Genomic DNA, 25297 nt, shown 5'->3' with positions numbered 1-25297 from the left:
ACTCACGCTTTGGGTGTTTTTGTGCGGACATTATCGGGAGCCGGGTGATAGATGACTAATGAATTGTTTCGATACAGCGATCACTGGTGGTTATCGGTGGTTAGCGCTTCGGCCGTCGAAACGCACCCCGCACCGGTTATCCTTTCCCCTGGAGACAGGAAACCGACATGAACCTCAGAGCCCTGCAATGCTTCGTGATTCTCGCGGAGGAACTCAATTTCAGCCGCGCCGCCGAGCGGCTGCATATCGCACAGCCCGCGCTGAGCCAGCAGATCCGTTCGCTCGAGGACCGGCTCGGCACGCAACTCGTCGACCGCGCGCGGCGGCCGCTGATGCTGACCGAAGCGGGTCACTATCTGTGCACCGAGGCGCGTCAGCTACTCGGCTCGCTGGATCAGATGACGCTCGCCGCAAAGGACATCGGTATTGGCCGGCGCGGCTGGCTCAGCATCGGCTTCACGCGTTCGTCGATGTATAGCGTGCTGCCGCCCGCGCTGAAGAAATTTCACAAGGCGTATCCGCAAGTCGAACTCAAGCTTTTCGAAATGCTGACCGAAGAGCAAACCGACGCGTTGCGCGACATGCGCATTCATATCGGCATCGGCCGTCAACCGTTGACCGTGGAAGGTTGCACGTCCTGTTTGCTGCTGCGCGAGCGGGTCATGGTCGCGCTCGAGGCGGGTCATCCGCTCGCCGCGCGCAAGACCGTACGCATCGCCGATCTCGCCGACACGCCGCTGATTCTTTACCCCAAGCATCAGAACGCGCAATTCAAGCGCTCGGTGCAGTCGCTCTATCGCGATGCCGGCGTGACGCCGCTCATCGCTCACGAAGCCTACGAAATCCAGACAGCCATCGCACTCGTCGCGGCGGGCCTCGGCGTAACGTTCATCGGCGAATCGGTGGCGCGGCACGGACGCACCGACGTCGTGTTCCGGCATCTGTCGGGACCGGGTTCCTCGTACCGCTCGACGCTGGCGGCCACCTTCCGCACCGACGACACCTCGCCGCATCTGCGGGCTTTCCTCGGCTGCCTGCCCCACCGCTCGCCGGCCTGACACTATAAGCAAAAGCCTATACAAGCATAAGCAAGTGGTCTTGGACTCCTGGCCGATGCGTTCTTATCATTGGCACAAGCCATTGCATTGAACACACATAGACAGAATGCAACGACGGCCACGGTCGCCGCTGCATGGCAGGAGACAGCATGACCGCATTCGATGAAACCGCCACCATGCGCAAAGTGTACGGGCGACTGATGCCCCTGCTCTTCGCGATGATGTTCATCAACTATCTGGACCGGATCAACATCGGTTTCGCCGCGCTCGACATGAACAAGCAGCTGGGCTTCAGTCCAGCCGTGTTCGGCTTCGCGGGCAGCATTTTCTTTGTCGGCTACATGCTGCTCGAAGTGCCGAGCAATCTCCTCCTGCATCGCGTCGGCGCGCGCATCTGGATTGCGCGCATTCTGCTGACGTGGGGCGCGGTGGCCGCAGCCACCGCGTTCGTCTTCAACGATGTCAGCTTCTACGTGCTGCGCTTTCTGCTCGGCGTCATGGAAGCGGGCTTTCTGCCCGGCATTGCCGTTTACCTGACCAAATGGTTTCCGGTACGTTATCGCGCTCGCGCGGTCGGCGGCTATATTGTCGCGGGTTCGTTTTCGGCGGTGCTGGGCGGACCTATTTCGACGGCGCTGATGACCTACGCGAACGGTATTCTCGGCCTGGCGGGCTGGCAATGGATGTTCATTCTCGAAGGCGTGCCGGCGATGTTATTGGGTCTGGTCACGCTGCGCATCATGACCGAGCGTCCGGCCGACGCGAACTGGCTCTCCAGCGAAGAAAAGAACTGGCTCGAATCGACGCTCGCGGCGGAACGCGAAACGCTCGGCGGCAACCGGCATTTTCCGCTGCTGCGCGTAGCGGGCGACATCCGCGTATGGAGTCTCGCCTGTCTGTTCGGCTGCGCGCTGGTCGGCATTTATGGGCTGTTCCTGTGGCTGCCGCAGATCGTCAAGAGCTTCGGCGAGTTGAGCAACATCGAAGTCGGCTTTCTCTCGGCCGCGCCGCCGCTGCTCGGCGTATTGGGCACGTTCCTGATCAGCCGCAGTTCCGATCGCTCGGGCGACCGCAAGAAGCACCTCGCGTTCGTGTACGGCATGAGCGCGCTCGCCATCGCGGGCAGCGCGTACGCGCCGAACCCCGTGATCGCCTATGTGCTGCTCTGCGTGACTGGTTTGTTCATCTACTCCGGCAATCCGCTGTTCTGGAGCCTCGCGTCGTCGTTCAGAACCGGCGCGGCGGGCGCCGCAACCATCGCGCTCATCAACACGATCGCGCAATTCGGCGGACTGGTCGGTCCATGGAGCATCGGGCTCGTGCGCAACGCCACCGGCAACTTCAAGCTCGCGTTGCTGACGATCGCGGCGTTTCTCGTGGTCGCGACGATCATCGCACTCGTGATGCGCGTCACGCCGGCCGAGGACGAAGACACGCCGCTCGCCACCGGCGGAGCCGCGCCGCGCGGCTAAAGTCGCGCACCTGAGTTCCAGAGTTAAGCCGCGCGGCTGAGTCGAACTCGGGCGCAAATTCGCTCTAACGCAAAAGCAAACGCAGAGGGTATTGCACATCATGATTATCGATTGCCACGGCCATTACACGACCTCCCCGCCGCAACACGAAGCCTGGCGCGCACAGCAGATCGCCGCGCTCAAGGATGGCGCCGCGCCGCCACCGCGGCCTTTTATCAGCGACGACGAGATTCGCGAGAGCATCGAAAACGGCCAATTGCGCGTGCAACGGGAACGCGGCACGGACCTGACGATTTTCTCCCCGCGCGCGGCGGGCATGGGCCATCATCTCGCCACCGCCGACGCGAATGCGCAGTGGTCGAGCGAATGCAACGATCTCGTGCATCGCGTATGCGAGCTTTTCCCGCGCAACTTCGTCGGCGTGTGCCAGTTGCCGCAGGCGCCGGGCGTGGCGGCGGCCAACTGCATCGGCGAATTGCGGCGCTGTGTCGAAGAACTCGGCTTCATCGGCTGCAATCTGAATCCTGATCCATCAGGCGGACACTGGAGCGGCCTGCCGCTCACGGACCGTTCGTGGTATCCGCTCTACGAAGCGATGGTGGATCTCGACGTGCCTGCGATGATTCACGTGTCGTCGTCGTGCAATCCGAATTTCCATGCGACGGGCGCGCATTACCTCAATGGCGATACGTCGGCATTCATGCAACTGCTGCAAGGAGATCTGTTCGCGGACTTCCCCACGCTGCGCTTCATCATTCCGCACGGCGGCGGTGCGGTGCCGTATCACTGGGGCCGTTATCGCGGACTCGCGCAGGACATGAAGCGGCCGCTGCTCGAAGAACATCTGCTGAAAAACGTGTTCTTCGACACCTGCGTGTATCACCAGCCCGGCGCCGAACTGCTCGCGAAAGTCATTCCAGTGGAAAACATCCTGTTCGCGTCGGAAACGATCGGCGCGGTGCAAGGCATCGATCCGCGCACCGGTCACTACTACGACGACACGCGCCGCTATATCGACGCGATCGAATGGCTGAGCGACGCGGACCGGCAACGTATCTATGAGGACAACGCGCGCAGCGTGTATGCGCGGCTGCCGCGCCAGCTCGATCGACAATTCGCAGTACGAGGAGAAACGGTATGAACCCGGTGGGATGGCGTGAATACGAGTGTGCGCCGCAAGCCAGTCCGGCGACGCTCGATGCATTGCGCGAACTCGCGGTGTCCTTGCTCAGCGACAACATGGCGCGCGCGAGCGGCGCGGTCGGCTTGCGGCCGTTTCATCGGCCGAAGCCGCTGGCCGGCACCGCGCTGACGATCCATACGCGCCCCGGCGACAATCTCGCGATTCACCGCGCGTTCGAATTCTGCCGGCCCGGCGACGTGCTCGTGATCGACGGCGCCGGCGATCTCACGCAGGCGCTGATGGGCGAGATCATGGCGACGTTTGCGGAAAGCCTCGGGGTGCAGGGCCTCGTGATCGATGGCGCGATTCGCGACGTCGGCGCGCTCAGTCAACATGATTTTCCGGTGTACGCGCGCGGCGTCACGCATCGGGGTCCCTACAAGCACGGCCCGGGTGAAATCAACGTGCCGGTTACGGTGGGTGGCATGGTCGTGCATCCAGGCGATATCATTGTCGGCGATGAAGACGGTCTGCTTGCCATTTCGCCCGCCGATGTCGATGCGGTCATCGAAGGCGCGCGGCGGCAACAGGCCAAAGAAGCGGCCGCGCTCGCCTCGATTGCGAACGGCACGTTCGACCGCGCCTGGGTCGCCGCGCAACGCGACCGGATGATGAACGGATCATGAAACACTTGCTACGGGCGATATGGCACAACACCTGAACGCTGCTACCCTGCTCGAATTCGCGCACGCGGCGCAACAGCACCCGCGCGCCACCGAGCCTTGCGAATGTACCCGCACGCCGCTCGAAGGCTGGCAATCGCAACCGCTTTCCCTTGACGAAACGCTGTTCAACGAAATCGGCACACTGATGCGGGAAGACGACCCCGAGCCGTCCTTCAGCGAGTACCTGCCGGATAAAACGACGTACTGGTCTACGGATGCGCCTATCGCTCCGCTCTACTTTCCGTACAACCGTTGTGGTGTGTGGCAATGCTCGCTGTGCGGGCGTCTTTATCTGCGTTATGTAGAAGGCGGCGGATACTTCGTCGATCGCAGGATTCGCGCGGTAAGCGCCGAATTGATCGCGGACGTACCTCTTCCCGAATAACCGCAGCAAGTCGAGCTAGCGGGCGACGAACCTCACGCTTCATCATGTTCGTCACGGCCCACGGTCACGAGTTCTTTCACCCGTCGCGCGATATTCGATAGCACGCCACCCCGCTCGCTCGCCGGCTCCCATCTGTGCGCCATGCGTTGCAGGTCGTGCCAGTCGCCGTCGAGCGCCCTCGCGTGGCCTGCCGCCGCAAACGGCCATTCGACCGCCACCGCGCGCGGGAGCGCGGCGCGCCGCTTCTGTTCCTGTTCCCGTTCCTGCTCCGCGCGCTCGATATACGCGTTGATCGCCCGTGCTTCCTGCTGCGCCGCCTCCCGCGAGTCGACGGCAATGAAGTCGTTCAAGCCTTCGATATGGACGCACCACAACTGTTCGCTCACGTCGCCTCTCCCGTTACTGCCTGAGCCTCGTACCCGTTGCGACAACTCAGGGCACGGCTTGCAGCCGCTCCCAATTCAGATCCAGAAAGCAGGGCCCTTGCGTAGCCTCGCTGAACTTCACGTCATTGTGTTCGCCGTTCCACTCCATCACCTGCACATGGCCGTCCACGTCGACGGTAACGTCCCAGCCGACACAGCGCACAAACGGAATCTTCCTGTGCAGGTTCAGAACGGTAGCCACGCATTGTGCAAATGCGGGCAGCTTGACGCCCGCAAAGCGCACGCCCGAATCCGGGTGCGCCTCGGTCGCGCCCCAGTCCCGCATATAACCCTCGGCACACAGCTCGCCGGTTGCCAGTCTGACCGGCACACAGATTTCACGATCGACCAGAACGTGCGTATCGTCCGCTCTTCCAAGCCGCAGGAAACACGCGCGCACGGAAATACGGCCAGCGTCATCGACAACCGTTGTAAAGCGCAGCGTCGCCACGGGCTTCGATGCAAAGGCATCGAACAGGCGATGCTGAATGATGAACCTCTGGATCACGCCATTGCCGAGCGACCTGATGACCTCGGGGTTGAAATTCGTCCTGTCGAAGATATGAATGCCATTGCCCTGCATCGAACCGTCGAGCTTGAATACCACGCGCCCGGTATGCTCGAAAACGATGTCCTCCAATTCGCGCTCCGGCACCACGACACTTTTGTCGGTGAAAAACAGGCCATTGGCGAAATAAGCGATGTCGGGCAATACATCGCCGTCGAAGATCAGCCGCGACATCGGTTTCAGGTTCGAAATCTTGCCGTACCCGCCTTTCATATGCGGCACCACCACGCAGGCATAGTAGTTATCGGGAATCCAGCCCTCCTTGAATGCCCCGCTGAACGCCGTGTAGACCCGCAGCCACGGGGCATAGATCGCGTCGCCAAACACGTCGCGGGCGTAGGTGTCCGCGAGCTTCAGGTGCGCGGGATCGGTCCGGCCGTATTTTTCCTCGAGTAGCCGCAGTACTCCTTTCGCCTGCGCGGCGTGGTCGAGGTGAAACCTGTATTGCGCGGCCCGCTTCGCGGACCGTCTCATTACGCGTTCAACGTCAGATAGCATCACGTTATGTCCACCTCAACCGGTGTCCGGCCGATTTCTCCGCTGCTGCTGTGTGCCGGTTCCTGCCGGCTCGACGAGCCTGCCCCGCGCTCAGTACGCGTTCGGATGATGAAGCCCCTTGAAGATCGTAGCCAGAATGATCTTGACGTCGAGCCAGAATGACCAGTTCTTCAGATAGTACAGATCGTGCGCGACACGGCCTTCCATTTTCTCGATGCGATCCGTCTCTCCGCGAAATCCGTTGATCTGCGCCCAGCCGGTAATGCCCGGTTTGATGCGATAGCGATGGATATAGCCGGACACGATGTTCTGGTAGAGATCGTCGTGTTCGAGTGCATGAGGACGCGGGCCCACTACCGACATGTCGCCGCGCAACACATTGAAGAACTGCGGCAGCTCATCGAGACTGGTGCGGCGCAAAAATGCGCCGACCTTCGTAATACGCGGATCACCTCGCGTGGCCTGCTCGAGAACGCCCACCTTCTGCTCGTGCAAACGCATCGTCCGGAACTTGTAGATCGTGAAGACGCGGCCATCGGCTCCCTTGCGGCGTTGCTTGAAAAACACCGGTCCGCGAGAACTCAGTTTGACTGCGATCGCACAGCCGAGCAGGATCGGCGAGATCGCAATCAACGCGACGAGCGCAAAGAGACGATCGAACAGCTCTTTCTGCACGAGTGCATTCGGCGGCAGAGGCGACGCGGCGAGGTTGATCGTCGGCAGGCCCAGCAAATCGGTCATGCTGCCTTCGAAAAGCGCGAGCGTGCGCACGTCGGGCATGAAGCGGATATTGATCAGGTCGTTGCGAAACTCCGCGACCAGCCTGAGAATTGCGCGCTCTTCCGTGAGCGGCAATGCAAGCCAGACTTCGCCGATGTTGTGCTCGCGCACGTGACGGACGAACGCCTTATGTTCTTCGAACACCTGTACCGAAGAGCGGGTTGCGATTCTGCTGCCGGCACGCAGGTTATAGAGCGTATTCGCGCGAAAGCCGGCAGCTGGCGACATCTCTATTCTGCGGATGATTTCATCGCAATGATCTCCGCATGCAGCCACCGCCACCTGCTGCAAGTTCATGCCCGCATTGCGCACGTGACCGAGAAACGCATGCGTGACCATCCTGCCGGCCATCATCGCGGCCCCGGACATGCCGGTCCAGTACATGAACCAGAGCCGCGACACGAAGTCGATCTGGTGCAGCGAGAACATCAACGCCATCGCGCAGGCTTGCACGACCATCCAGCCGAGCGCGACATGACCGGCCAGTGCGCGCTTCGAGCGGCCGCGCCATGATTCATAGACGCCGAGCGCCGGAAAGACCGCAAGAGAAAACGCCGCCGCAAAAGCGACGAACGCCAGATAGAAACTGCGTTGCGAGCCGCCGTCGAAGCGGATCTGCGAGGCCGCGAACGCGCCCGCCACGATCATCGCGACGTCGAACAATCTTGCCAGTAGACCCGTTAACAATCGCATTGCGGCCCCCTCATAGGACGCGTCCGTTCGGCTCCAGCGCATCAGCTGCATCGCCCATATTTGTCGTCGAAACGGACGATGTCGTCCTCGCCGAGATAAGTGCCGGACTGAACCTCGATAATCTGCAGCGGCACACGGCCTGGATTTTCGAGCCGATGATGAACACCGAGCGGGATATAGGTCGACTCGTTTTCGCCGAGAAGAAACTGCTCTTCTCCACGCGTGACGAGCGCTGTTCCGCTCACGACCACCCAGTGTTCCGCGCGATGATGATGCATTTGCAACGACAGACGCGCCCCCGGCATCACGACGATGCGCTTCACCTGAAAGCGGTCGCCGTGATCGACGGAATCGTAAAAGCCCCACGGACGGCGGACTTTTCTGTGCGCATCGGCTTCGGGCGATTTCTCGCGCCGGATGCGCGAGACGAGCCCCTTGATGTCTTCAACGTGCGAGCGATCCGCCACGAGCACGGCGTCGTCGGTTTCGATCACGATCAGATTGTTCGTGCCGACACAGGCAAGCAAACGGCCGCCCTGCGAGCGGGCGTAGGTCGCGGTTGCGCCTTCGAACAACACGCGGCCGTTCGAAGCGTTGCCGCACTCGTCCTTTTCCATCGCATGCCAGACCGCGTCCCACGAGCCGAGATCCGACCAGCCCGCTTCGAGTGGCACCACGACTCCGGCAAATGCGGCATCGGGTTTGCCGAGTTGCTCCATTACCGCGTAATCGATCGAATCGGAAGGCGAACGCAAAAATCCTGCGGCCTCCGGAATCACGCATTCATCGGTCTTTTTGGCATCGCGATAGGCTTCGACGCACGCCGCATGCATTTCCGGCTGGAACTGCTCGATGGCCGAAAGCCAGCGTGACGCGCGCACGACGAAGATGCCGCTATTCCACCAGTAATTGCCGGACTCGACATACTGAGCCGCAAGTTCCGCGGCGGGCTTCTCGACGAATCGCTCGATGCGGCGCGCGCCATCCTGCAACACGCCGCCAAGACGGATATAGCCGAAGCCCGTATCGGCGCGTTCGGGGGGAACGCCCAGCGTGACAATGGCCCCCTTTTGCGCATGGGCCGCCGCGCTGTCGATCGCGTGGTGGAGCGCTTCGAGGTTCGCTATCGCATGGTCCGCGGGCATCGCGACCAGGATCGCGTCCTCGCCGCCGGCACATGCGTTCAACGCGGCAAGCGTAAGCGCGGGGGCGGTGTCGCGGCGCGCGGGCTCAACGATGATGCGCGCATTCACGCCGATTTCGCGCGCCTGCTCGTAAGTGGCGAAATAATGCTCCGCACCGCAGACGACGACGGGATCTGCCGCGATATCCCACGGGCCTTCAAAACCGGCCATGCGTCCCATCGTGGACTGCAGCAAGGTCTGATTGCCGATGACGTCGATCAACTGCTTCGGAAACTGTTCGCGCGACACCGGCCACAGGCGCGTACCGGCACCGCCCGCCAGAATGACCTGCACGAGTGGCGGAAAATCGAGTGCGTTCTGCTGCGTCGCTTCGACATCCATCGCGGCTGCCGCCGCCGTAACCTTACCCATCTCTAGCTCCTTGCCATTGAAGCCGGCCAGCGAATGATTCTCTATCGCCGTCAACGCCTAACGCGTTGCGACATGAATCGCGCCAATGCCTTCTCGTGTGATTGATGACCGGACATCCGCGTCAGACGGACCCAACCAGCCGTTCGGTTCGCAGTGAAAGATGTATATGCCGGCAGTGAATCCGGCTCGCTTGGGAAATACGGGAACTGCGAAGGAAACTGCATGGCCGGATCGCAGCAGTCTGATCGACGACGACCGGATAGCGAAAAAAACGAAAGAACGAATGGAGCAACGACATCCGTGGCGTTGATCTATGTCGTGCCCCGATGTGTTCAATCATAGTAAGACCCCATCGCAATGCAGCACTTCTGGCGCGAACCGAGGAGGTTTTGGCCCGTGTCGCGGGCTTCATTTAGCAGGTCTGCGAACGAGCTTGCATTCCTATTGCAGAGGGCAAGCAGAGGATTGCCAATCAACGGCCACACGTGCTACCGTTCAAATGAACGTCACGACACATTCATGCCGGAACCGGGCACTGATATTGCCCCTCGCCGATGCAACGGCAGCATCCCGCTTCCCATTCATACCGTCATCCAGCACACAGGTCGATCCTCGAACGGTGCGCCATCTGTTTTCTGGAGCTGCAATGGCTTACGTCTCGCTACTCGCACTCTTTCTGACCGTCACCAATTTCGTACCCGTGAGTGCGATCGGGTTCGTTCCTCTCGTGTTCTGCTCCTGGCGTTTTTTTGGGCGCAGCTACCCTGCGTTCATGACGCCGTTCGCCGCTTTTACGTTTCTCGTCATCGCTTCGACGCTGCTTTACGATCCGCAGTCTTTTCTTGAGTTCGATTTTTACCGACGTGACGGCAATTTTTTCATTTCGTATGCGCCCATTTTTGCCGGTTGTCTGTATGCGCACCGCTGGGATCTGAACAAAGTACTTCGCACGTTCTTCACGTTTGCGGTTCTCGTCAATCTGCCGCTCTACGCTTACTACGTTGCCGAAAACGGCCTGACCAGCATTTTTACGCACCCCGGCGATTCGTTCGGCAGTTACTTCATCGCCCGTAATGCGGCCGGCGGCTTCTTCGCGATGCTGTTCTGCCTCGGCGTGGCCTGCTACCTGCAAAAGCGCAGCAAGCTGCTTGTCGTGCTGCTCGCCTTCAACGCGCTCATGCTGTTCTCCACCTACAGCCGCGGCTCGCTGGTCGGCGCCGTGGCAATCCTTCCGTACCTGTACTTCGGCCGCAAGCGCTGGCTGCTCGCTTCACTGATCGCGGTGCTCCTGCTCGTTTCGATTTCCATGGCGATCTACCATACCGACCCGACGGTCGATTACATGGGCTATACGTTCTCCATCCATAACCAGGATGAAAAGGTCGCCAATCTGGACATCCGCTACGAATGGTTATGGCCGCGAGCACTCGCGTATTTCGAGCAGAGCCCACTCGTCGGTCTTGGCTTCGGCTCGTTCGACGATCATATCGGCAGTATCGCCTCGTACTTTCATCTGCTCGGCGTGCCGTCGGACGTCGTGATCGAACATAGCGACTCTCACGCTCACAACTCCTACCTGAACATCCTTGCGGAGCTGGGTCTGGTGGGTCTCACGCTGATCCTGGCGTTCTTCTGGAAGCTGATCGAGTGGAGCAAGCAGGGTGCGGCATTTGCCGCCCTGGTGGACGGCGGGCGTAATTTCGCGGCTTTCCGGTTTGTCGAAATCTCGTCGGTTTGCCTGCTTGTCATGTCGGCAACCGAACATCGGATGGTTTCGCCGTCGAATGTTCTGATTCTCTCTCTCGTCATCTCTCTTCTGCTTGCCGCGCGCCCGCTTGCTGTTTCCGTATTCGCGTTCGATCCACGGGCACGCAGGACGGGCGTCGCACAACGACGCCCGTCGCACTCTCAAGGCGTGACGTCGGCGAGATGACGCTCTTCGACGGACAGCGGTCCGCTAGCGGGATACGGAAGAAACTGCTCGACGCACGCATACGGAAGCCGCGAGTCGACGAAGCCCATTAGCGCCTTCTTGAAGTTCTCCGACGAAAAACGCTCGGCGTTTTTTCGGCACTGGCGTGGGTCGAACACGTCCAGATTGCTTTCGAACCGGTCCACCGCTTCGAGCAGCGATTCCGCGGTCTGCGCGCCGAAGAAAACCCCAGTGGCCCGTTCGAGCGGCAGACCCACCACGGATTCGAGCGCACCGCCTCTACCGAACGCGATAACCGGCGTCCCGCATGCCTGCGCCTCGACTACGGAAATACCAAAGTCTTCTTCCGCCGCGAACACGAATGCGCGGGCGCGCTGCAAGTAATCGGTCAGAACGTGGGACGGCTGATGACCGAGAATCTCCACGTTTTCACCGGCCACCGCCTTGATCTTTTTCATCTCGGGACCGTCGCCGATCACGACGAGTCTGCGCTCGGGCGTTTGCGAAAAGGCCTGCACGATCAGATCGATGCGCTTGTAAGGCACCATGCGCGAAGCCGTTACGTAAAAATCGTCCTTCTGCGTGCGGATCGTCATGTTCGCCAGATCGACCGGCGGATAAATGACCGTGGAGTCGCGCTGATACGCCTTCCTGATCCGCCGCGCAATGAACTGCGAATTGGCGACGAGATGATCGACACCGTTGGCCGAGCGCGAATCCCACCCGCGAATGTAATGAAGCAGCACGCGCGCCAACGCCGAGCGAATTCCCGTATTCAGATGCGACTCTCGCAGATACTGATGCTGCAAATCCCACGCGTAGCGGATCGGCGAATGAATATAGCTGATATGCACCTGATTCGGCCCGGTCAACACGCCCTTTGCCACGGCGTGCGAGCTCGAGATAACGAGGTCGTAGCCGGACAGATCGACCTGTTCGATCGCGATCGGCATCAGCGGAAGATACGCGCGGTAACGTCTGCGCGCAAACGGCATTCTCTGGATAAACGACGTGTTGACTGGTTTGCCTTTCACGCATTCGCGGTCTTCGAGAAAATCGACAATCGAGAAGATGTCCGCATCCGGAAAACACTCGATGATGTTCTTCAATACCTTCTCGGCGCCTCCCGACACCACCAGCCAATCGTGAACAATAGCGACTTTCACTTCGACCTCCCGTGACATTCCAACCAACCCCCCAAACACCCGTTCACTGCTTCAATCGTCCTTTCCGGCACGCGCCTGCGCGCGAAAGCCGCATGCGATCCGAACCCGTTCCAGAGCGCGCTCGGCGCCCGGAAGCAGGCCAATCAGTTCAAGGCGGATCATCACGCCCATCAGGATCACGGCCAACGTCGCCTCGCCGATTACCCGAGCACTTGCCATGCCCATCGCGCCGTATCGCGGCGCAAGCACGAGCGCGGCGGCAAGGTTGGCGAGCCCCGACATCACGCCGACAACGGCGAGCAACCTGTCTTTCCTGCGCGGCACGAATACGTAGAACGCAACGAATTCATTGAAGGCCGCGAACGGAAACATCCACGCAAACACCTGAAGCACGTGAGCACTCGGTTCGAATGCGGGCCCCAGAATGAGCGGCAATATGAAAGGCGAAAGCGTCAATGCACCGCAAAACACCAGCAAGCCGTAGCCGAGCAGCAACATGGCGCCGCGACGCGTCGTAACGTGTGCGCCCTCCTTGTCGCCATGTGCGAGTTGCCGCGATATCGTCGGAATGAACACCTGCGAAGCGGGCCCCATCAGGCTGAGTCCGATAGTCACAAAGCGCTCTGCTGCACCGAAATAGCCCACCTGTGCGGGCGTGGACAACAATGTCAGCAGATAGGTCGACGACGCCGTGAACACCACGGAGCCGGACGAATAGCAGAACAGCATCGTCGAGCTTCGCAGGAGAGGCATGACGCCCGCGAGCCTCAAACGCGGCCAGCCCAGTTGCCACGTCGTCAATCCATATGAAATGATCGACGACGCGATGCCGGAAATCAGCAGACTCGCCAATACCCAAACCGCGTCGTTGGGTCCTCTGACGAGACTCAGCACCAGCACGAGGCTCAATGCAAAGCCGAACACCTCGATCATGATCGGGGTGCGAAAGTACTGACGGCCCTGAAACAGCCAGCCGAGATTCAGCGCCGACACGACACCGAGCAACGTTGCAAGCAAGCCGATTAGCGGCCGCTCCGACAATACCGGCGAACTCATCGTCGCCACGACGCCGATGACCCCGCCAAGCAGAGCCAGCAGGAGTCGCGCGCTGACGTGCAACGAATAGATCGCATTGCATTCCTCCGCCGACTGCGCTTTCGAGACTTCGCGCATGCCAACGAAAGTGAATCCATAGCTCACGAGCATCCAGATCACGTTCATCAGCGACATCGACGCGAGCACCCGCCCGTATTCGGCCACGCCCAGAACCCTGCCGTAAAACGGCACGACGATGATGAGGTACACGTACCTCATCAGATACCCGCCGTAAACAAACGCGACTACATTGGCGCTCGCCCGTCTATTCATGCCGCTCTCCTTGCCCATCTTCAACGCCCCGCCACGCGTCGGCGCGCTAGCGGGTTGGCGATATAGCGCACGGCGAAGTCGGACAGCGGCGAGTAAGGCACGAGGCACAGGCTCGAAAGCACGAGCGTTCCGAGCTTTTTCTTCAGACTCCAGAATGGATTCGCGACAATCGTATGCAGATAACTGCGCGAATCGCGGATCATCCAGCGCCAGCGTGTAAAAAATTTCGCGTGGTAGAGGTTCGAACAGAACGTCGCCTTCTCGTGAGAGAAGTCCTGAAAGGTCGGCGGAAGCTCTATTTCCAGCCGGTCTTTTGCGATATTCCTCAATATCGCCCATCGCATGTTGAACGCCCGTGGCGCCTTGGTGAGTTGCTCGGAGTTCGCGAACGACACCGTTTCGCTGCCCGCGTTATGCACGCGATAGCCCCCCAGGGACTTCGGCACGGTGGCAATCGGCCCGGTCAGCGCAACGCCATAGATCGCATAAAAGTCCGCGCCATAGCGATTGACACCTTCTTCGGGAACCGGAAAGATCTGCCTGAGCGCATTCACACGGTAAGCATTACCCGAGGCGGGCGGGGACGGATAGAGCCAGCCGCCCTCCAATAGCCTCGCGCAGTCGTGAGGCGGCTCGCTGTGCGGCACGTACGCGCCGGTCGAGACGCCCTCGCCGTCCATCACGTCGAGGCGGAATTGCACCTTCGACCATTCGCCATCATCGAACACGCGCATCACTTCGGAGACTGCGTCGGGATACAACACGTCGTCCGAATCGAGAAAGATCACGTACTCCGTTTCCAGCAAGGCGATTGCGTGGTTGTAGGCCGAAACCTGACCGCCATTCGCCTTGAAAACGGCTGAAATACGATTGCCATAGCGTTCCATGATCGCGCGGGAGCCGTCGGTCGAACCATCGTCGACGACCATGACGTTCGTTGCCGGATAGACCTGCGCAAGCGCCGAGTCGATTGCCGCAGCCAGATAGCGCTCGTAGTTGTAATTGCATATCGCAATGGTGACGTGTTTCATGATGTCTCAATGCTATCTGTCAGGTTCGGCCCGCCGGCGCCCGGCGGCCGTCATACGCACGACATACGGCTGCGCCACAAGCCACTCCTACGCGGCATGGCGCACGACCAGATAAGCCAGGTGCTTCGGCGGATTGTTGCCGGCACCGTTGACCTGGTCAGGTACTTTGAAGCGCACTTTCATCTGGCCGTTTTCCCAGCTCGATGCAAGATCGTCCGGCGCACTCGCGTTGCCAGTGAGTGCATCGATAAATTCGACCCGTGTCACACGCGAACGCGCGGCGCCAAGACCGCCAATTGCGACGGTTTGCCAGCCCGCACTCGCGCTGACCTGCATCACCAGATCGTCGCCGGAAAGCAATGCACTTGCCGCAACGCCCGTGCCCAACTGCAGCGGCTTTGAAAATCCGCCGAGTCGGCCGCTCGCGGTCTCACGAAGCACGATCAGACTGCGGCCCGATACGTTGTAAGTTCGCGCGGGCGGCCCGCGATGCGTCAGACGGAAAGGTTCATAGCCATCCCAGTGATAGATCATCGACAGATACTTGTTCGGATCGTCCCAATTCCTCGCGAGTGCCCACACTGCGAACTCGAAGAAATAGCGCGGCAAATAATGCGGATCCTTCATGTATTCGTCGCCGATCTCCGTTTGCCAGATGCCGCGCGCAGGACCGTCCTTCACGTACTGCTGATACAGCGAATCGAGATCGGCAACGGCGAGATAGTGCGTATCGATGTAGTCGACCCAATCGAGCATTCGCTCGTTCAATACCGGACTGCGGTACTCCAGCCAGCGCTGGAAGTTCTCGAGGCCGCCCTGATCGGGCCAGCCGCCATAAACCACATACGCGTGGTAACGGCGAATGATGCGCGCCGCCGGAATATGAATTCTCTCGACGTAATCCTGCATGGCGCGCTCGTACGGCTTCGAACGCTTTTCGTCCTGACTGAAGTCCGGGCCATGCCAGAACGTGGCTTGCGGCAACCCACCCGACAACTTTCCAGCCGCCTCGTTCCAGATCTGGAAATAGCGCAGGTTATAAGGCGGCGCGGAATACTTCCGAACCACCGCGTCGACATATTGCTTCCATGCGTCGACATCCACGGGCGCTGAATTGGTGTCACCCGGCACACTCGCGTTCCACCTCGGCGTATAGCCGAGCAGCAACAGCGAACCGATTCCATTGCGCTCGTTTCGAACCAGCACCGACTGCAGATCGCTGTCGAAGGCGACGCCGGTCCGGTCGACGCGCATGGTCTCGCTGGGGCCATCAGGCTGGCCAGGCCCCACCGAGCCCCGCCCCCAACTGATGCCCATTGCGCGCCACATCTCGATGTCGGCCGCCGATCCCGCCCAACCGTTCGTGCCGATCAGGTCCGTCATCATGCGATCACGTGCATGCCGAGGCTGCACATCCGGTATCAGCGCAAACGCGGGCTCCACACGCGACAGCGGCAACGCTGCACCCGCCGCCAATGCGCCGAGCGTGCGCAATGCACGCCTTCTGCCTGCACGGGTTTTGACGCGATCCATTCCGGTGCCCGTCCACGTGCATCAGCTCGCCGACGCGCTCGGCGCCAGCTCGGGTAGCCGCTCGCCGGCACGGCCGTAGAGGAGCTCAAGCACTTTCTGTGCCGAATGTTCCCAGCGGAATTCGCGGGCATGCAATCGCCCCGCTGCCCGGTATTCGCGCCGGAGGTTCGCGTCGCTCATCATCTGCGTGATCTTCGCCGCGATGTCGTCTGCTGAAGTCGCTTCGCAATACATCGCGGCATCGCCGCACGCTTCCGGTATCGACGTACGCGCCGATGCAATGACCGGGCAGCCGCAGTACATCGCTTCGAGAGGCGGCAGGCCGAATCCTTCGTATAGCGACGGGAAAACAAGGCAGCCCGCGTTCTCGTACAGCGCTTTCAATTCGGCGTCCGACACAAAACCCGCCCATGTGATCCGGCTCGAATGCACTGGATGCCCGGTTCCATCGCTGTTGAAGACACGCGGATTCTTGCCTCCCACAACGACGAATCTGACCGCTCGCAGATGTTCGAGCTTCTCGATCGCATCGAGAACGCGATGCAGGTTCTTGCGCGGATCGAGGCTGCCGACGATCACGCAGTATGTGTCCTTAGTCAATTCGAAACGCTCCAGCACCTTGGGATCCGACACGATCCGATCGAGATGGTCCGCGCCCGGCGTCACGACTTTCACTCGCGATGGATCGATCTTCAGGTGGTGACAGATACGCATCTTCGAGAACGTCGACACCGTCAGGATCAGCGGATGCGTGTGCGGCAACAGCGCGAAACAGAGGCGATACCAGAGGCGGAATTTTCTGGAGAAGCCGTGCGGGACGTCATAAACCGCCATGTCGTGAACCATGACGATCTGCCCGCGCTTGAAAAGCGGATTCGTATTGCACAAATTCAGCAGCGTCGTTCCGCGTGCCGCAATCGGCAGCGTGATCTGCTCCCACAGCGTGCCACGCAGCCACGGAAAGCGCCGTTGCTTCTTGAGCAGCGCGCCGGGCGCGACAACGTTCGGCGGCACGAACACCTCGAGTTCGCCGCCTGGCGTCGCATACATCTGCATGGCTCTCGTCAGCTCATACGCGACGCGTTGAACCCCCGTAATGGGCTGCGAAGTAAACTTTCCGTTGATTGCAAAAGCCATCAGCCTCTCCGTTTAACACCGTCGCGAGTGTGTTCCGCCCAGCCCGGTCCAGCCCCCGGGTCAGTGCGCCGCCCGATGCCCCATCTCGGCCTCGCCGAAATCGCTGGCATAGTTCGTCTCGTAGTCGTATTTCTTCGTGCTTCGGCGCAGTGGAATGCCGTTGAAAACGGCGCCCGAAATACGCCCTTCCGCACGCTCCATCTTCCTGATCGTGTCCTCGATTTCCTCTTCGCTCTGCATGCCCGAGCGCAACACGAGCAACGAAATGCCGGCCTCGTTCGCAACGATCGACGCGTCGGTGACGGCGAGAAATGGCGGCGTGTCGATAATCACCAGATCGAACTGGCCCGAAAGCCGCTCCAGTACTTCCTTTAAACGCGGCTTCATCAGCAGCGCGGCGGGGTTCTCGGGCCGCGCGCCGCATGACAGGAAAGTCAATCCGTCGATGCCGGTCGGGCGCAATGCACTGCGCAGCGGCATCCGCTCAGAAAGTACTTCGGAGAGACCGCCGCGATTGCTCTCGTTGAATAGCGATGCGAGATGACCGCGCCGCATATCAGCATCGATCAGCACGACGCGCGCGCCGACCTCCGCGTGCAGAATCGCGAGATTCGCGGCAACGAAACTCTTCCCGGCTGAAGGCGTCGGCCCGATGATCATGGCGATGTTGTTGCGCGCGTGCGCCAGATCGCGTGCCAGCGCGGTACGCACGCCGCGCAGCGCTTCGACCGACGTATCGTGCGGAAAGCGCGCGGCGAGAATTCTGTTGTCCATGCCGGCGTTGAACTGCATGTCCAGCATGCTTGGCTGCAATGGCGGATTGGCTCGGGCGGTCGCGGCAGGCAGCGATTTGCGCCCCGTGCTCGTGGCGTTGCGATCGATCAATAGCTGCTGCTGACTGAACAGGATCTCGCCGAACACCGGCACACTCATGCGACGCTCGACGTATCTCGGATCGGTCACGCCGATCATCACGTGGCGGCGCATGAAGACCAGCACGACGCCGGACACGATGCCCAGTACCAGCCCGCCACCCAACACGAGTACCGGCTGGGGCATGACTGGGCGATGCGGCCTGATCGCCTGATCGAGAATGTGCGCGCCGCCCGTCGTGCTGGCGCGCCGAACCTGCAATTGCTCGGCCTTCTGAACCATGCCGAGATAAATCGTTTCCGCAACCTTCTGCGCACGGATCAGATCGACGCTCTCGCGTTCCGACGCCGGCATGCCATTGAAATGGTTGTCGAATTTCGCCTTCGCTTCTTTCAATTGTGTAATCTGCTCATCGACGTTCTGTACCCAGCGGCTTCCTTCGGTATAACGCTCGAGCAATTGCGTGCGCTGCAATTGCAGCGTCGCGATCTGCTTGTCGAGATCGAGGCCGCCCTGCAAATAAGCTTGTGCCTCGTTCGTCGGCTCCATCGACTGCGAACTCGCACGGAAATTCTTCAGCGACTCTTCGGTCTTTCGCAGATCCGCGAGCAGACGCGGCAGTTCGCCGTTAATGAATGCGAGCGTTTTCGTATCGTTGAGCTGCCGGCTCGCAATCGCGGACGCCAGATATTGCTGCCCCAGCGCGTTGGCGACGGCAGCGGCTTTATCCGGACTCTTGTCGCGATACTGGATCTGCAGCAGGCCCGAGTCCTTGACCTTGTCGCCCACCTTGATGAGATTCAGGAAGCGCCGGGTTGCGTCGAGATCGTTCCAGCGGATCACTTCGAATTTCGTGCCCGGCCGCGCGGCCAGCTCCTTCACGAGCATCGACACGCCATCCCCTTTGGCCGCTACGCCCACCGTGCCCCGAAGCAGAACCTCGCCGGATGGACCTTGCAACTCGTACGCACCGTTCTCGAGAGCGACGAGCGTCAGCTTTTCCTCCTCGAGTGCGCGCGGCACATCCAGCGAGTCGATCTGCACGCGCTCCCCGCCCCACGCGAACGACGTCAAACCCAGCCACGGTCTCGCGGGCTCGCCCGGCGTCGCGAATTTCTCCGCGATGTCGCCGAGTATCGGAATCTTGTGCGGCGTCACCGAGACGTCGAAGTGGAATTGGTCGATGACTGGTTGCAGAACCGAGCGGCTCTCCATCACGGCCGCCTCCGTCACGGGCGACGGCGCCGGTGCCGGCAGCATTTCCTGGTTCTGCAAAGCGAGGCCGAGCGCGTTCGGCTCCGGCGGATCCACTCGCACGATCACGTCGGCGGAATAGATCGGCGATGCAATGAGAAGATACGCCACGGCCAGGGTCAGGACGACGACCGTCGTCACGACGATCTCCCAGACGTGATCGCGCATCAGCGTGAGCATCCCGCGTGCACTGAGCTGTCTGCGCTCCGAATCGACAGCGGGATAAAGCGAATTTTGCGGGTAGTAATCCACCGGTCTGATCCTTGCAGGTTGATGGGCAGAGCGGTCGATAACCACTCTGCGTCGCCACGTCGCGACGACGCCGCCGCCGGCCAGGCAGGCTCTGAATTGGCCGGCAGCACGGCGAAGCGACGTGCTGGGTCGGGTTAGGTCGGGGAACCGTGTTCGGGACCTCTCGAACAACGGAAGGCTACATAGCTATTGCTTGTCCACTGCGGTCCACTACTGTATTGCTGATCGTTCTTCTCGCGGATTCAAAATGCGGAGTCCCAATTCCCCGATACGCGATCGACCATTTCTCTCTGAGATGTTGCAGTGAAGCATAGCCCGCAAAAGAAGTGCGCAATCGGCTCGGGCATAAATTCGGGTGTTATTGGCCGAATGTGTAGAGCGTTTTACAGGCGCCAGCGAGATCGGAAAGCGTTGTTGCCGTCTGCAATTGGTGTAACAGATTTATACAGACCCCCATAAACATCGCGACAGAACGCGCAATGCACGGTTTACGTGCGGAGAATGGTGCGCTTATTGGAGTTATCGCCGTATCCATTGCTGCATGCAGCGTTTGGCGCTTCGAGCACAACGTCGATCGCGAAAATCCGAGGAATTGAATGGGAAAAAACTTCACTGAATAAACTGGTAATAGAACGCATTTGAAGGAATCACGAGGTAAGAATTTCTTCGACCATGTCGATTACGCCAAAACACCCGCGCATGCCAGCCAAGCTCGTCGCGTCCATTTCGATGCGCTACTCTCAATGCGTAGATTTTCCTGTCAGGAGAACCACGCGTGATGAAGCACATTGGTCTTTTCGTCTTTCAGGATTGTTCAATGGCAAGCACCGGCGCGATCGGCGATGCTTTCCACCTTGCCAACGAGTTCAGAAGGTCGGCCGGCGAGGAACCGTCCTATCGATTCTCCGTGTTGTCGGACGGCGGCGGCCTCGTAACCAGTTCATCGGGTATTTCGATCTGGACGCAAAGCCTCGGGCAGTATTGTCTCGCCGATTTCCACGCATTCTTCGTCGCGTGCCGCGACGTCACGGAGATGACTGAATCCAATGACCGCTTTCTGTCTTGGATCGCGCTGCAGGGGTCCATTGCGTCGTCCAGAATACAGCAGGGCGCGAATCTGGCGGTGGTCTGCAACGACCCGCTGCAATCGACCGTGCCGGTATTTCTCTTCGACGACGGCGGCGACGCCGAGCGAACCCCCAGCACTGTCACGCCGACCGACCTCGCGATAGCGCAGATAGAACGCGACATCAACTCCGACATGGCCCGAAGGATCGCCAGCGTTCTGCAAACGGGCTACGTCGAAAAGAGCCGCTCCGAACTGGACGATGCCAACATCACGACCACGGCCGAAAAGATTCGCGAATCGGCGCGCTGGATCAAGGAGAACTATAGCAACGCCATCTCGGTCGCCCAGGCCGCCGAATCCGTTGCAATGAGCAAGCGCAATTTTCAGCGCCGCTTCAAAGGCGAATTCGGCATGACGCCGCTCGAATATCTGCTGCGTACCCGCTTTGAGATCGTGCGCTCCATGTTGAAGAGCACCGATTTGCCGGTCGACAAGATCGCGCGCCGGTGTGGAATGGGCGACGGCAATCGTCTCGGGCGACTCTTCAAGGAACGGTACGGCATGTCGCCGACGCAGTTTCGCGCGCAACAGCATGTGAAGTCCGAACAGCAGTGGCTGACACCGGAGGAAAGCTGGGGTATTGCAACCGGAATGCTGCGGCAGACTTCCGAGGTTCTTTGATGCGCCAAGGACGACTTCGCGACTCGATCGCCCAGGGGTGAGAACATGCCGAGCACGAAATCCGCCGGGTTCGATGAAGAAGATGCAGTGTCCGCGGCGCAATGCGGGGCGCGCGAATGGGCCGCTGGCGCGGGGGCTGACACCGGGGCTAGCGTTGAATCCGACGCTGTACCCGGCGAGCACGCGTGGCCGCCTGCGCACGATCACTTGCACCCGCCGTCGCAGCCGCAGTCCAGAGCGAGAAGGATCAAGGAGGCGGCGAAACAGCTACTGCCCGACTCGATCTTCCTGAGTCTGCTGCATCACAAATGCATTGGCCGCTATCCGAATCTCATTCATCCCGTCACCTTCAATGAAAAGATCCTGCAACGCAATCTCAGGCCCGATCCCCGCTATATCTGCCTGACCGACAAGATTCTGGTGCGCGAGTACATCGCGGCAAAGATCGGCGAGAAGCATTTGATACCGCTGATCGCGGTGCCCGATGCGTTTACGCCCGAAGTCTTCGATGCGCTGCCCGATGCTTTCGTCATGAAAGCCAATCACGGCAGCAGCTTCGTTGAAATCGTGAGGGACAAATCGGAAACGTCTTTCGAGACATTGCGGGCGCGCGCCGAGCAATGGCTCGCTACCGACTTCTACTACATTGCGCGTGAGCGGCATTACCGAATGATCGAGCCGCGCATCTTCTTCGAGCAACTGCTGCTGGACCAGCGCGGCCAGATACCCGCCGATTTCAAGCTGCACTGCTTCGGCGGCCGGCCCGGGCGGCCGATCATCTATATCCTCGTGATATCGGACAGATTCGGCGACGCGACACATGGCGACGTGTACGACGCCGAATGGAATCATCTCGGCATCGCCATCGGCCCCTACAAACGCAGTGCGGCGCCCGCCCCTCGCCCGCGAAATCTGCAGGCCGTTCTGGACGTCGCGGCCCGGTTGTGCGAAGACTTCGACTACGTGCGCGTCGATCTGTATGCGCCGGACGACAAGGTCTATTTCGGCGAGTTGACGTTTACGCCCGGCGCGGGCGTGCTGCCCTTTACGCCGGACATCATCGACTACGAGTGGGGCAAGCTGCTCGCGTGAGATCGAAGATGACGGATAGCGCGTTGACGCGTTGGCGTTGTCTTCCACGCAAGTCTCGCGGCCACGGCGCATGGACTGGCGGTCGGGCCGACAAGCAAGCTGAAAAACGGCCTGACAGGCTCTCACCTGTCAGGCCGGCGTCATACCATTTGCCACCTTTGAGCTATCGGCATCGCGCGAAATCAGAAACGACAGCAATGCCTGCGCGGCTTCACGCTGACGCGCCGCCGTGCAGATCGCCGCGGTAAAAGTCGTCGTGGACTGAACGCTGTCCGGCATCGCACCGAGCACGTCGATACCCGGCAGATGAATCAGCTCACTCAACTGCTGAAAGCCAAACGCCACCTCTCCGCGTGCGACCAGCGCGCCCACCGGCACGCCAGGCGGCGCTTTCACGGTACGTGAGGCAATACTCTGCGCAATGCCCCAGCGTTCGAACAATTTGCTCAGATGGGCGCCGCTCGGCCCCGTCGAATAGCCAATGCTGCGCGCGCCAAGAATCGCCGCACGCAACGCGGCTTCGGTGCTGATGTCAGGATGCGGCTCCCCGGCCGCCACCGCGGCTGCGATACCCGAGCGCGCAAGCTCAACCCGGCTCGCCGGATCGACGTAGCCCGCGGTCGCGAGCAGCCCGATCGCATCCGCGGCGAGCACGACGATGTCGAATGCTTCGCCATCCTGAACACGTCGTGCTGCATCGACACCCCCAACCGATTCGATCGTCACCGGCTGCCCCGTGCGGCGCTCGTATAACGCCCCGAGTTCGGCCAGCACCTGTCGCGTAGCCATCGACGAAATGCCGGTGACCGGCTCGCGCGCGCTGTGCCCGCTCCTTACGCCAACCACGCGCTTCAGTCCTTGTAGCGCAGTCCGGCCTGCTCGAGCGGAGCACGCATGTTGTACATGTCGAGACCCAGCACGCCGGAGGCGAGTTTCGCGCGCTTTTCGCTTTCGTTGGCTTCGCGCGCAGCTGCCTTTTCGAGCACCGCCTGCGCCGATGCCGCGGGCACGACGGCCACACCGTCGTCATCCGCGACGACGACGTCGCCCGGCATGACGAGCGCGCCCGCGCACACGACGGGAATATTCACCGAACCGAGCGTCGCCTTGACCGTGCCTTTCGCGGAGATCGCCTTGCTCCAGACCGGGAAATTCATTTCAGTCAGCACGCTCACATCGCGCACGCCGGCGTCGATAATCAGCGCGCGCGCGCCGCGCGCCTTGAAGCTCGTCGCGAGCAGGTCGCCGAAGTAACCGTCGGTGCAATCCGCTGTGACGCCCGCAACGACGACATCGCCCGGTCTGATCTGTTCGGCCGCGACGTGCAGCATCCAGTTGTCGCCCGGTTGCAGCAGCACCGTGACCGCCGTGCCGCTTGCGCGCGCGCCGGCATAGATCGGACGCATGTAGGGCTTCAGAAGGCCCGTGCGCCCCATGGCCTCATGCACGGTTGCCGAGCCGAACGCACCGAGTTTTCCTGCCACGTCAGCATCCGCGCGCTCGATGTTGCGATAGACGACTCCAAGTTCATACATGATTACAACCCCTTCGATTTGAGCAATGCGTCGAGGCGCGGATAAACGCGCCGCGCATTTCCTTCATAGATCTTGTGACGCTCCTGCGCGTCGACGTGCGCCGCTTCGATATAGCGCTTCGTATCGTCGAAATAGTGGCCCGTCTCCGGATCGATGCCACGCACCGCGCCGATCATTTCGCTCGCGAACAGGATGTTGTCCACGGGAATCACACGTGTCAGCAGATCGATACCCGGCTGATGGTAGACGCAGGTGTCGAAGAAAACGTTGTTGAGCAGATGGTCCTTCAGCAGAGGCTTTTTCAGCTCCTGCGCGAGTCCACGGAAACGTCCCCAGTGGTACGGCACCGCGCCGCCACCGTGTGGAATCACGAAACGCAGCGTCGGAAAATCACGGAATAGATCCGACGTCAGGCATTGCATGAACGCGGTCGTATCCGCATTCAGATAGTGCGCACCGGTGGTGTGGAAGCACGCATTGCAGCTCGTGCTCACGTGAATCATCGCCGGAATGTCGTACTCGACCATCTTCTCGTAGATCGGATACCAGTAGCGGTCGGACAGCGGCGGACTCGCCCAGTGGCCGCCCGACGGATCGGGATTCAGATTGATCGCGACATTGCCGTACTGCTCGACGCATTTGACCAGTTCGGGAATGCAGGTGGCCGTCTCCACGCCCGGGCTTTGCGGCAGCATCGCGGCCGGCACGAAATGCCCGGGAAACAGCTGGTTCACGCGATAACACAATTCGTTGCAGATGGCGGCCCACGTCGCCGAAATCCGCGCGTCGCCGATGTGATGCGCCATGAAGCTCGCGCGCGGACTAAAGATCGTCAGATCGAGGCCTCGCTCGCGCATGAGCTTCAACTGGTTGCTCTCGATCGACTCGCGCAGTTCGTCATCGCTGATCTGCAATTCCGATACTTTGGGCATCGCGGATGGATTCCCGATCCCTGCGATCTGGCGGTTACGCCACGTCTCCAACGCTTTCGGCGCGGTGGTGTAGTGGCCGTGAATGTCGATGATCACCGTGATTCCTCAGAAAATGGATTTGACCCGCGGCGCGCGTGAAACTCGCGCGCCGCGTTCCC

21 protein-coding genes are annotated in these 25297 nt (G+C 60.6%); 8 read left to right on the top strand and 13 right to left on the bottom strand.

Annotated features, from left to right (window positions below):
• The first annotated feature begins 167 nt into the window (after positions 1-167).
• The 5 genes from B9Z01_RS29365 to B9Z01_RS29345 all read left to right on the top strand — a co-directional run bounded on the left by B9Z01_RS29365 (position 168) and on the right by B9Z01_RS29345 (position 4763).
• Positions 168-1058 (top strand): LysR family transcriptional regulator, encoded by an 891-nt coding sequence (locus tag B9Z01_RS29365; RefSeq protein ID WP_085489064.1) that lies wholly within the window; start codon positions 168-170, stop codon positions 1056-1058.
• Positions 1059-1207: 149 nt separating this feature from the next.
• Positions 1208-2530: an MFS transporter gene (locus B9Z01_RS29360; protein WP_085489063.1), complete on the top strand. Its 1323-nt coding sequence runs from the start codon at positions 1208-1210 to the stop codon at positions 2528-2530.
• A gap of 100 nt (positions 2531-2630) precedes the next feature.
• Positions 2631-3671 carry an amidohydrolase family protein gene (locus B9Z01_RS29355; protein WP_085489105.1) on the top strand — a complete coding sequence of 347 codons (1041 nt, stop codon included), beginning with the start codon at positions 2631-2633 and terminating at the stop codon, positions 3669-3671.
• Positions 3668-4339 (top strand): RraA family protein, encoded by a 672-nt coding sequence (locus B9Z01_RS29350; protein WP_085489062.1) that lies wholly within the window; start codon positions 3668-3670, stop codon positions 4337-4339. Before B9Z01_RS29355 ends, B9Z01_RS29350 begins: the two co-directional genes overlap by 4 nt.
• 19 nt (positions 4340-4358) lie before the next feature.
• Entirely contained in the window at positions 4359-4763 is a 405-nt protein-coding gene (locus B9Z01_RS29345) for a hypothetical protein (protein ID WP_085489061.1), read from the top strand.
• A gap of 32 nt (positions 4764-4795) precedes the next feature.
• On the opposite strand, the gene B9Z01_RS29340 is transcribed toward B9Z01_RS29345, so the two are convergent.
• The 4 genes from B9Z01_RS29340 to B9Z01_RS29325 form a co-directional block, all read right to left on the bottom strand.
• The gene (locus tag B9Z01_RS29340; protein WP_085489060.1) at positions 4796-5149 is read right to left on the bottom strand and encodes a hypothetical protein; all 354 of its coding nucleotides are present in this window, start codon (positions 5147-5149) and stop codon (positions 4796-4798) included.
• Positions 5150-5195: 46 nt separating this feature from the next.
• Positions 5196-6230, bottom strand: coding sequence for a sugar-transfer associated ATP-grasp domain-containing protein (locus tag B9Z01_RS29335; protein ID WP_244196189.1), 1035 nt, complete (start codon positions 6228-6230; stop codon positions 5196-5198).
• Positions 6231-6344: 114 nt separating this feature from the next.
• Positions 6345-7727 carry an undecaprenyl-phosphate glucose phosphotransferase gene (locus B9Z01_RS29330; protein WP_085489058.1) on the bottom strand — a complete coding sequence of 461 codons (1383 nt, stop codon included), beginning with the start codon at positions 7725-7727 and terminating at the stop codon, positions 6345-6347.
• A 41-nt stretch (positions 7728-7768) separates the two neighbouring features.
• Positions 7769-9283: a mannose-1-phosphate guanylyltransferase/mannose-6-phosphate isomerase gene (locus B9Z01_RS29325; protein ID WP_085489057.1), complete on the bottom strand. Its 1515-nt coding sequence runs from the start codon at positions 9281-9283 to the stop codon at positions 7769-7771.
• 646 nt (positions 9284-9929) lie between these two features.
• On the opposite strand from B9Z01_RS29325, the gene B9Z01_RS29320 reads away from it, so the two are divergent.
• Entirely contained in the window at positions 9930-11216 is a 1287-nt protein-coding gene (locus tag B9Z01_RS29320) for an O-antigen ligase family protein (RefSeq protein WP_085489056.1), read from the top strand.
• Here the strand turns inward: B9Z01_RS29320 and B9Z01_RS29315 are convergent.
• The 6 genes from B9Z01_RS29315 to B9Z01_RS29290 form a co-directional block, all read right to left on the bottom strand.
• On the bottom strand, positions 11192-12382 hold the full coding sequence (locus tag B9Z01_RS29315; protein ID WP_085489104.1) for a glycosyltransferase family 4 protein: 1191 nt from the start codon (positions 12380-12382) through the stop codon (positions 11192-11194). The genes B9Z01_RS29320 and B9Z01_RS29315 overlap by 25 nt on opposite strands.
• Positions 12383-12433: 51 nt before the next feature.
• A complete protein-coding gene (locus tag B9Z01_RS29310; RefSeq protein ID WP_085489103.1) occupies positions 12434-13750 on the bottom strand; it encodes a lipopolysaccharide biosynthesis protein in 1317 nt (438 codons plus the stop codon).
• Positions 13751-13770: 20 nt separating this feature from the next.
• The gene (locus B9Z01_RS29305) at positions 13771-14781 is read right to left on the bottom strand and encodes a glycosyltransferase family 2 protein (protein WP_085489055.1); all 1011 of its coding nucleotides are present in this window, start codon (positions 14779-14781) and stop codon (positions 13771-13773) included.
• A gap of 87 nt (positions 14782-14868) precedes the next feature.
• Positions 14869-16314 carry a hypothetical protein gene (locus B9Z01_RS29300; RefSeq protein WP_085489054.1) on the bottom strand — a complete coding sequence of 482 codons (1446 nt, stop codon included), beginning with the start codon at positions 16312-16314 and terminating at the stop codon, positions 14869-14871.
• A gap of 21 nt (positions 16315-16335) precedes the next feature.
• The gene (locus B9Z01_RS29295) at positions 16336-17451 is read right to left on the bottom strand and encodes a glycosyltransferase family 4 protein (protein ID WP_085489053.1); all 1116 of its coding nucleotides are present in this window, start codon (positions 17449-17451) and stop codon (positions 16336-16338) included.
• Positions 17452-17511: 60 nt separating this feature from the next.
• The gene (locus B9Z01_RS29290; RefSeq protein ID WP_208626303.1) at positions 17512-19830 is read right to left on the bottom strand and encodes a polysaccharide biosynthesis tyrosine autokinase; all 2319 of its coding nucleotides are present in this window, start codon (positions 19828-19830) and stop codon (positions 17512-17514) included.
• Between the two features lie 817 nt (positions 19831-20647).
• On the opposite strand from B9Z01_RS29290, the gene B9Z01_RS29285 reads away from it, so the two are divergent.
• Both B9Z01_RS29285 and B9Z01_RS29280 read left to right on the top strand, forming a co-directional pair.
• The gene (locus B9Z01_RS29285) at positions 20648-21580 is read left to right on the top strand and encodes a helix-turn-helix domain-containing protein (protein WP_208626300.1); all 933 of its coding nucleotides are present in this window, start codon (positions 20648-20650) and stop codon (positions 21578-21580) included.
• Between the two features lie 45 nt (positions 21581-21625).
• Complete coding sequence (locus B9Z01_RS29280; protein WP_208626298.1) at positions 21626-22672, top strand: ATP-grasp fold amidoligase family protein; 1047 nt, start codon at positions 21626-21628, stop codon at positions 22670-22672.
• Between the two features lie 129 nt (positions 22673-22801).
• Here the strand turns inward: B9Z01_RS29280 and B9Z01_RS29275 are convergent, their stop codons facing one another.
• From B9Z01_RS29275 to B9Z01_RS29265, 3 genes are all read right to left on the bottom strand, one after another.
• Entirely contained in the window at positions 22802-23461 is a 660-nt protein-coding gene (locus tag B9Z01_RS29275) for a substrate-binding domain-containing protein (protein ID WP_208626312.1), read from the bottom strand.
• Between the two features lie 62 nt (positions 23462-23523).
• Complete coding sequence (gene ligK, locus B9Z01_RS29270) at positions 23524-24207, bottom strand: 4-carboxy-4-hydroxy-2-oxoadipate aldolase/oxaloacetate decarboxylase (RefSeq protein WP_085489050.1); 684 nt, start codon at positions 24205-24207, stop codon at positions 23524-23526.
• 2 nt (positions 24208-24209) lie between these two features.
• Positions 24210-25235, bottom strand: coding sequence for an amidohydrolase family protein (locus tag B9Z01_RS29265; protein ID WP_085489049.1), 1026 nt, complete (start codon positions 25233-25235; stop codon positions 24210-24212).
• Positions 25236-25297 lie beyond the last annotated feature (62 nt).

The organism is Paraburkholderia susongensis (assembly GCF_900177725.1).
Taxonomy (GTDB): Bacteria; Pseudomonadota; Gammaproteobacteria; order Burkholderiales; family Burkholderiaceae; genus Paraburkholderia; species Paraburkholderia susongensis.
The sequence above is the reverse complement of the archived record's forward strand: the minus strand, read 5'-3'. Positions and strand labels throughout refer to the sequence as shown.

Excerpts from the sequence above, each read along its gene's own strand:
- B9Z01_RS29365 (WP_085489064.1), top strand. The coding sequence starts at position 168 with ATGAACCTCAGAGCCCTGCAATGCTTCGTGATTCTCGCGGAGGAACTC.
- B9Z01_RS29360 (WP_085489063.1), top strand. The coding sequence starts at position 1,208 with ATGACCGCATTCGATGAAACCGCCACCATGCGCAAAGTGTACGGGCGA.
- B9Z01_RS29355 (WP_085489105.1), top strand. The coding sequence starts at position 2,631 with ATGATTATCGATTGCCACGGCCATTACACGACCTCCCCGCCGCAACAC.
- B9Z01_RS29350 (WP_085489062.1), top strand. The coding sequence starts at position 3,668 with ATGAACCCGGTGGGATGGCGTGAATACGAGTGTGCGCCGCAAGCCAGT.
- B9Z01_RS29345 (WP_085489061.1), top strand. The coding sequence starts at position 4,359 with ATGGCACAACACCTGAACGCTGCTACCCTGCTCGAATTCGCGCACGCG.
- B9Z01_RS29335 (WP_244196189.1), bottom strand. The coding sequence starts at position 6,230 with ATGAGACGGTCCGCGAAGCGGGCCGCGCAATACAGGTTTCACCTCGAC.
- B9Z01_RS29330 (WP_085489058.1), bottom strand. The coding sequence starts at position 7,727 with ATGCGATTGTTAACGGGTCTACTGGCAAGATTGTTCGACGTCGCGATG.
- B9Z01_RS29325 (WP_085489057.1), bottom strand. The coding sequence starts at position 9,283 with ATGGGTAAGGTTACGGCGGCGGCAGCCGCGATGGATGTCGAAGCGACG.
- B9Z01_RS29320 (WP_085489056.1), top strand. The coding sequence starts at position 9,930 with ATGGCTTACGTCTCGCTACTCGCACTCTTTCTGACCGTCACCAATTTC.
- B9Z01_RS29310 (WP_085489103.1), bottom strand. The coding sequence starts at position 13,750 with ATGAATAGACGGGCGAGCGCCAATGTAGTCGCGTTTGTTTACGGCGGG.
- B9Z01_RS29305 (WP_085489055.1), bottom strand. The coding sequence starts at position 14,781 with ATGAAACACGTCACCATTGCGATATGCAATTACAACTACGAGCGCTAT.
- B9Z01_RS29300 (WP_085489054.1), bottom strand. The coding sequence starts at position 16,314 with ATGGATCGCGTCAAAACCCGTGCAGGCAGAAGGCGTGCATTGCGCACG.
- B9Z01_RS29295 (WP_085489053.1), bottom strand. The coding sequence starts at position 17,451 with ATGGCTTTTGCAATCAACGGAAAGTTTACTTCGCAGCCCATTACGGGG.
- B9Z01_RS29285 (WP_208626300.1), top strand. The coding sequence starts at position 20,648 with ATGGCAAGCACCGGCGCGATCGGCGATGCTTTCCACCTTGCCAACGAG.
- B9Z01_RS29280 (WP_208626298.1), top strand. The coding sequence starts at position 21,626 with ATGCCGAGCACGAAATCCGCCGGGTTCGATGAAGAAGATGCAGTGTCC.
- B9Z01_RS29275 (WP_208626312.1), bottom strand. The coding sequence starts at position 23,461 with ATGGCTACGCGACAGGTGCTGGCCGAACTCGGGGCGTTATACGAGCGC.
- ligK (WP_085489050.1), bottom strand. The coding sequence starts at position 24,207 with ATGTATGAACTTGGAGTCGTCTATCGCAACATCGAGCGCGCGGATGCT.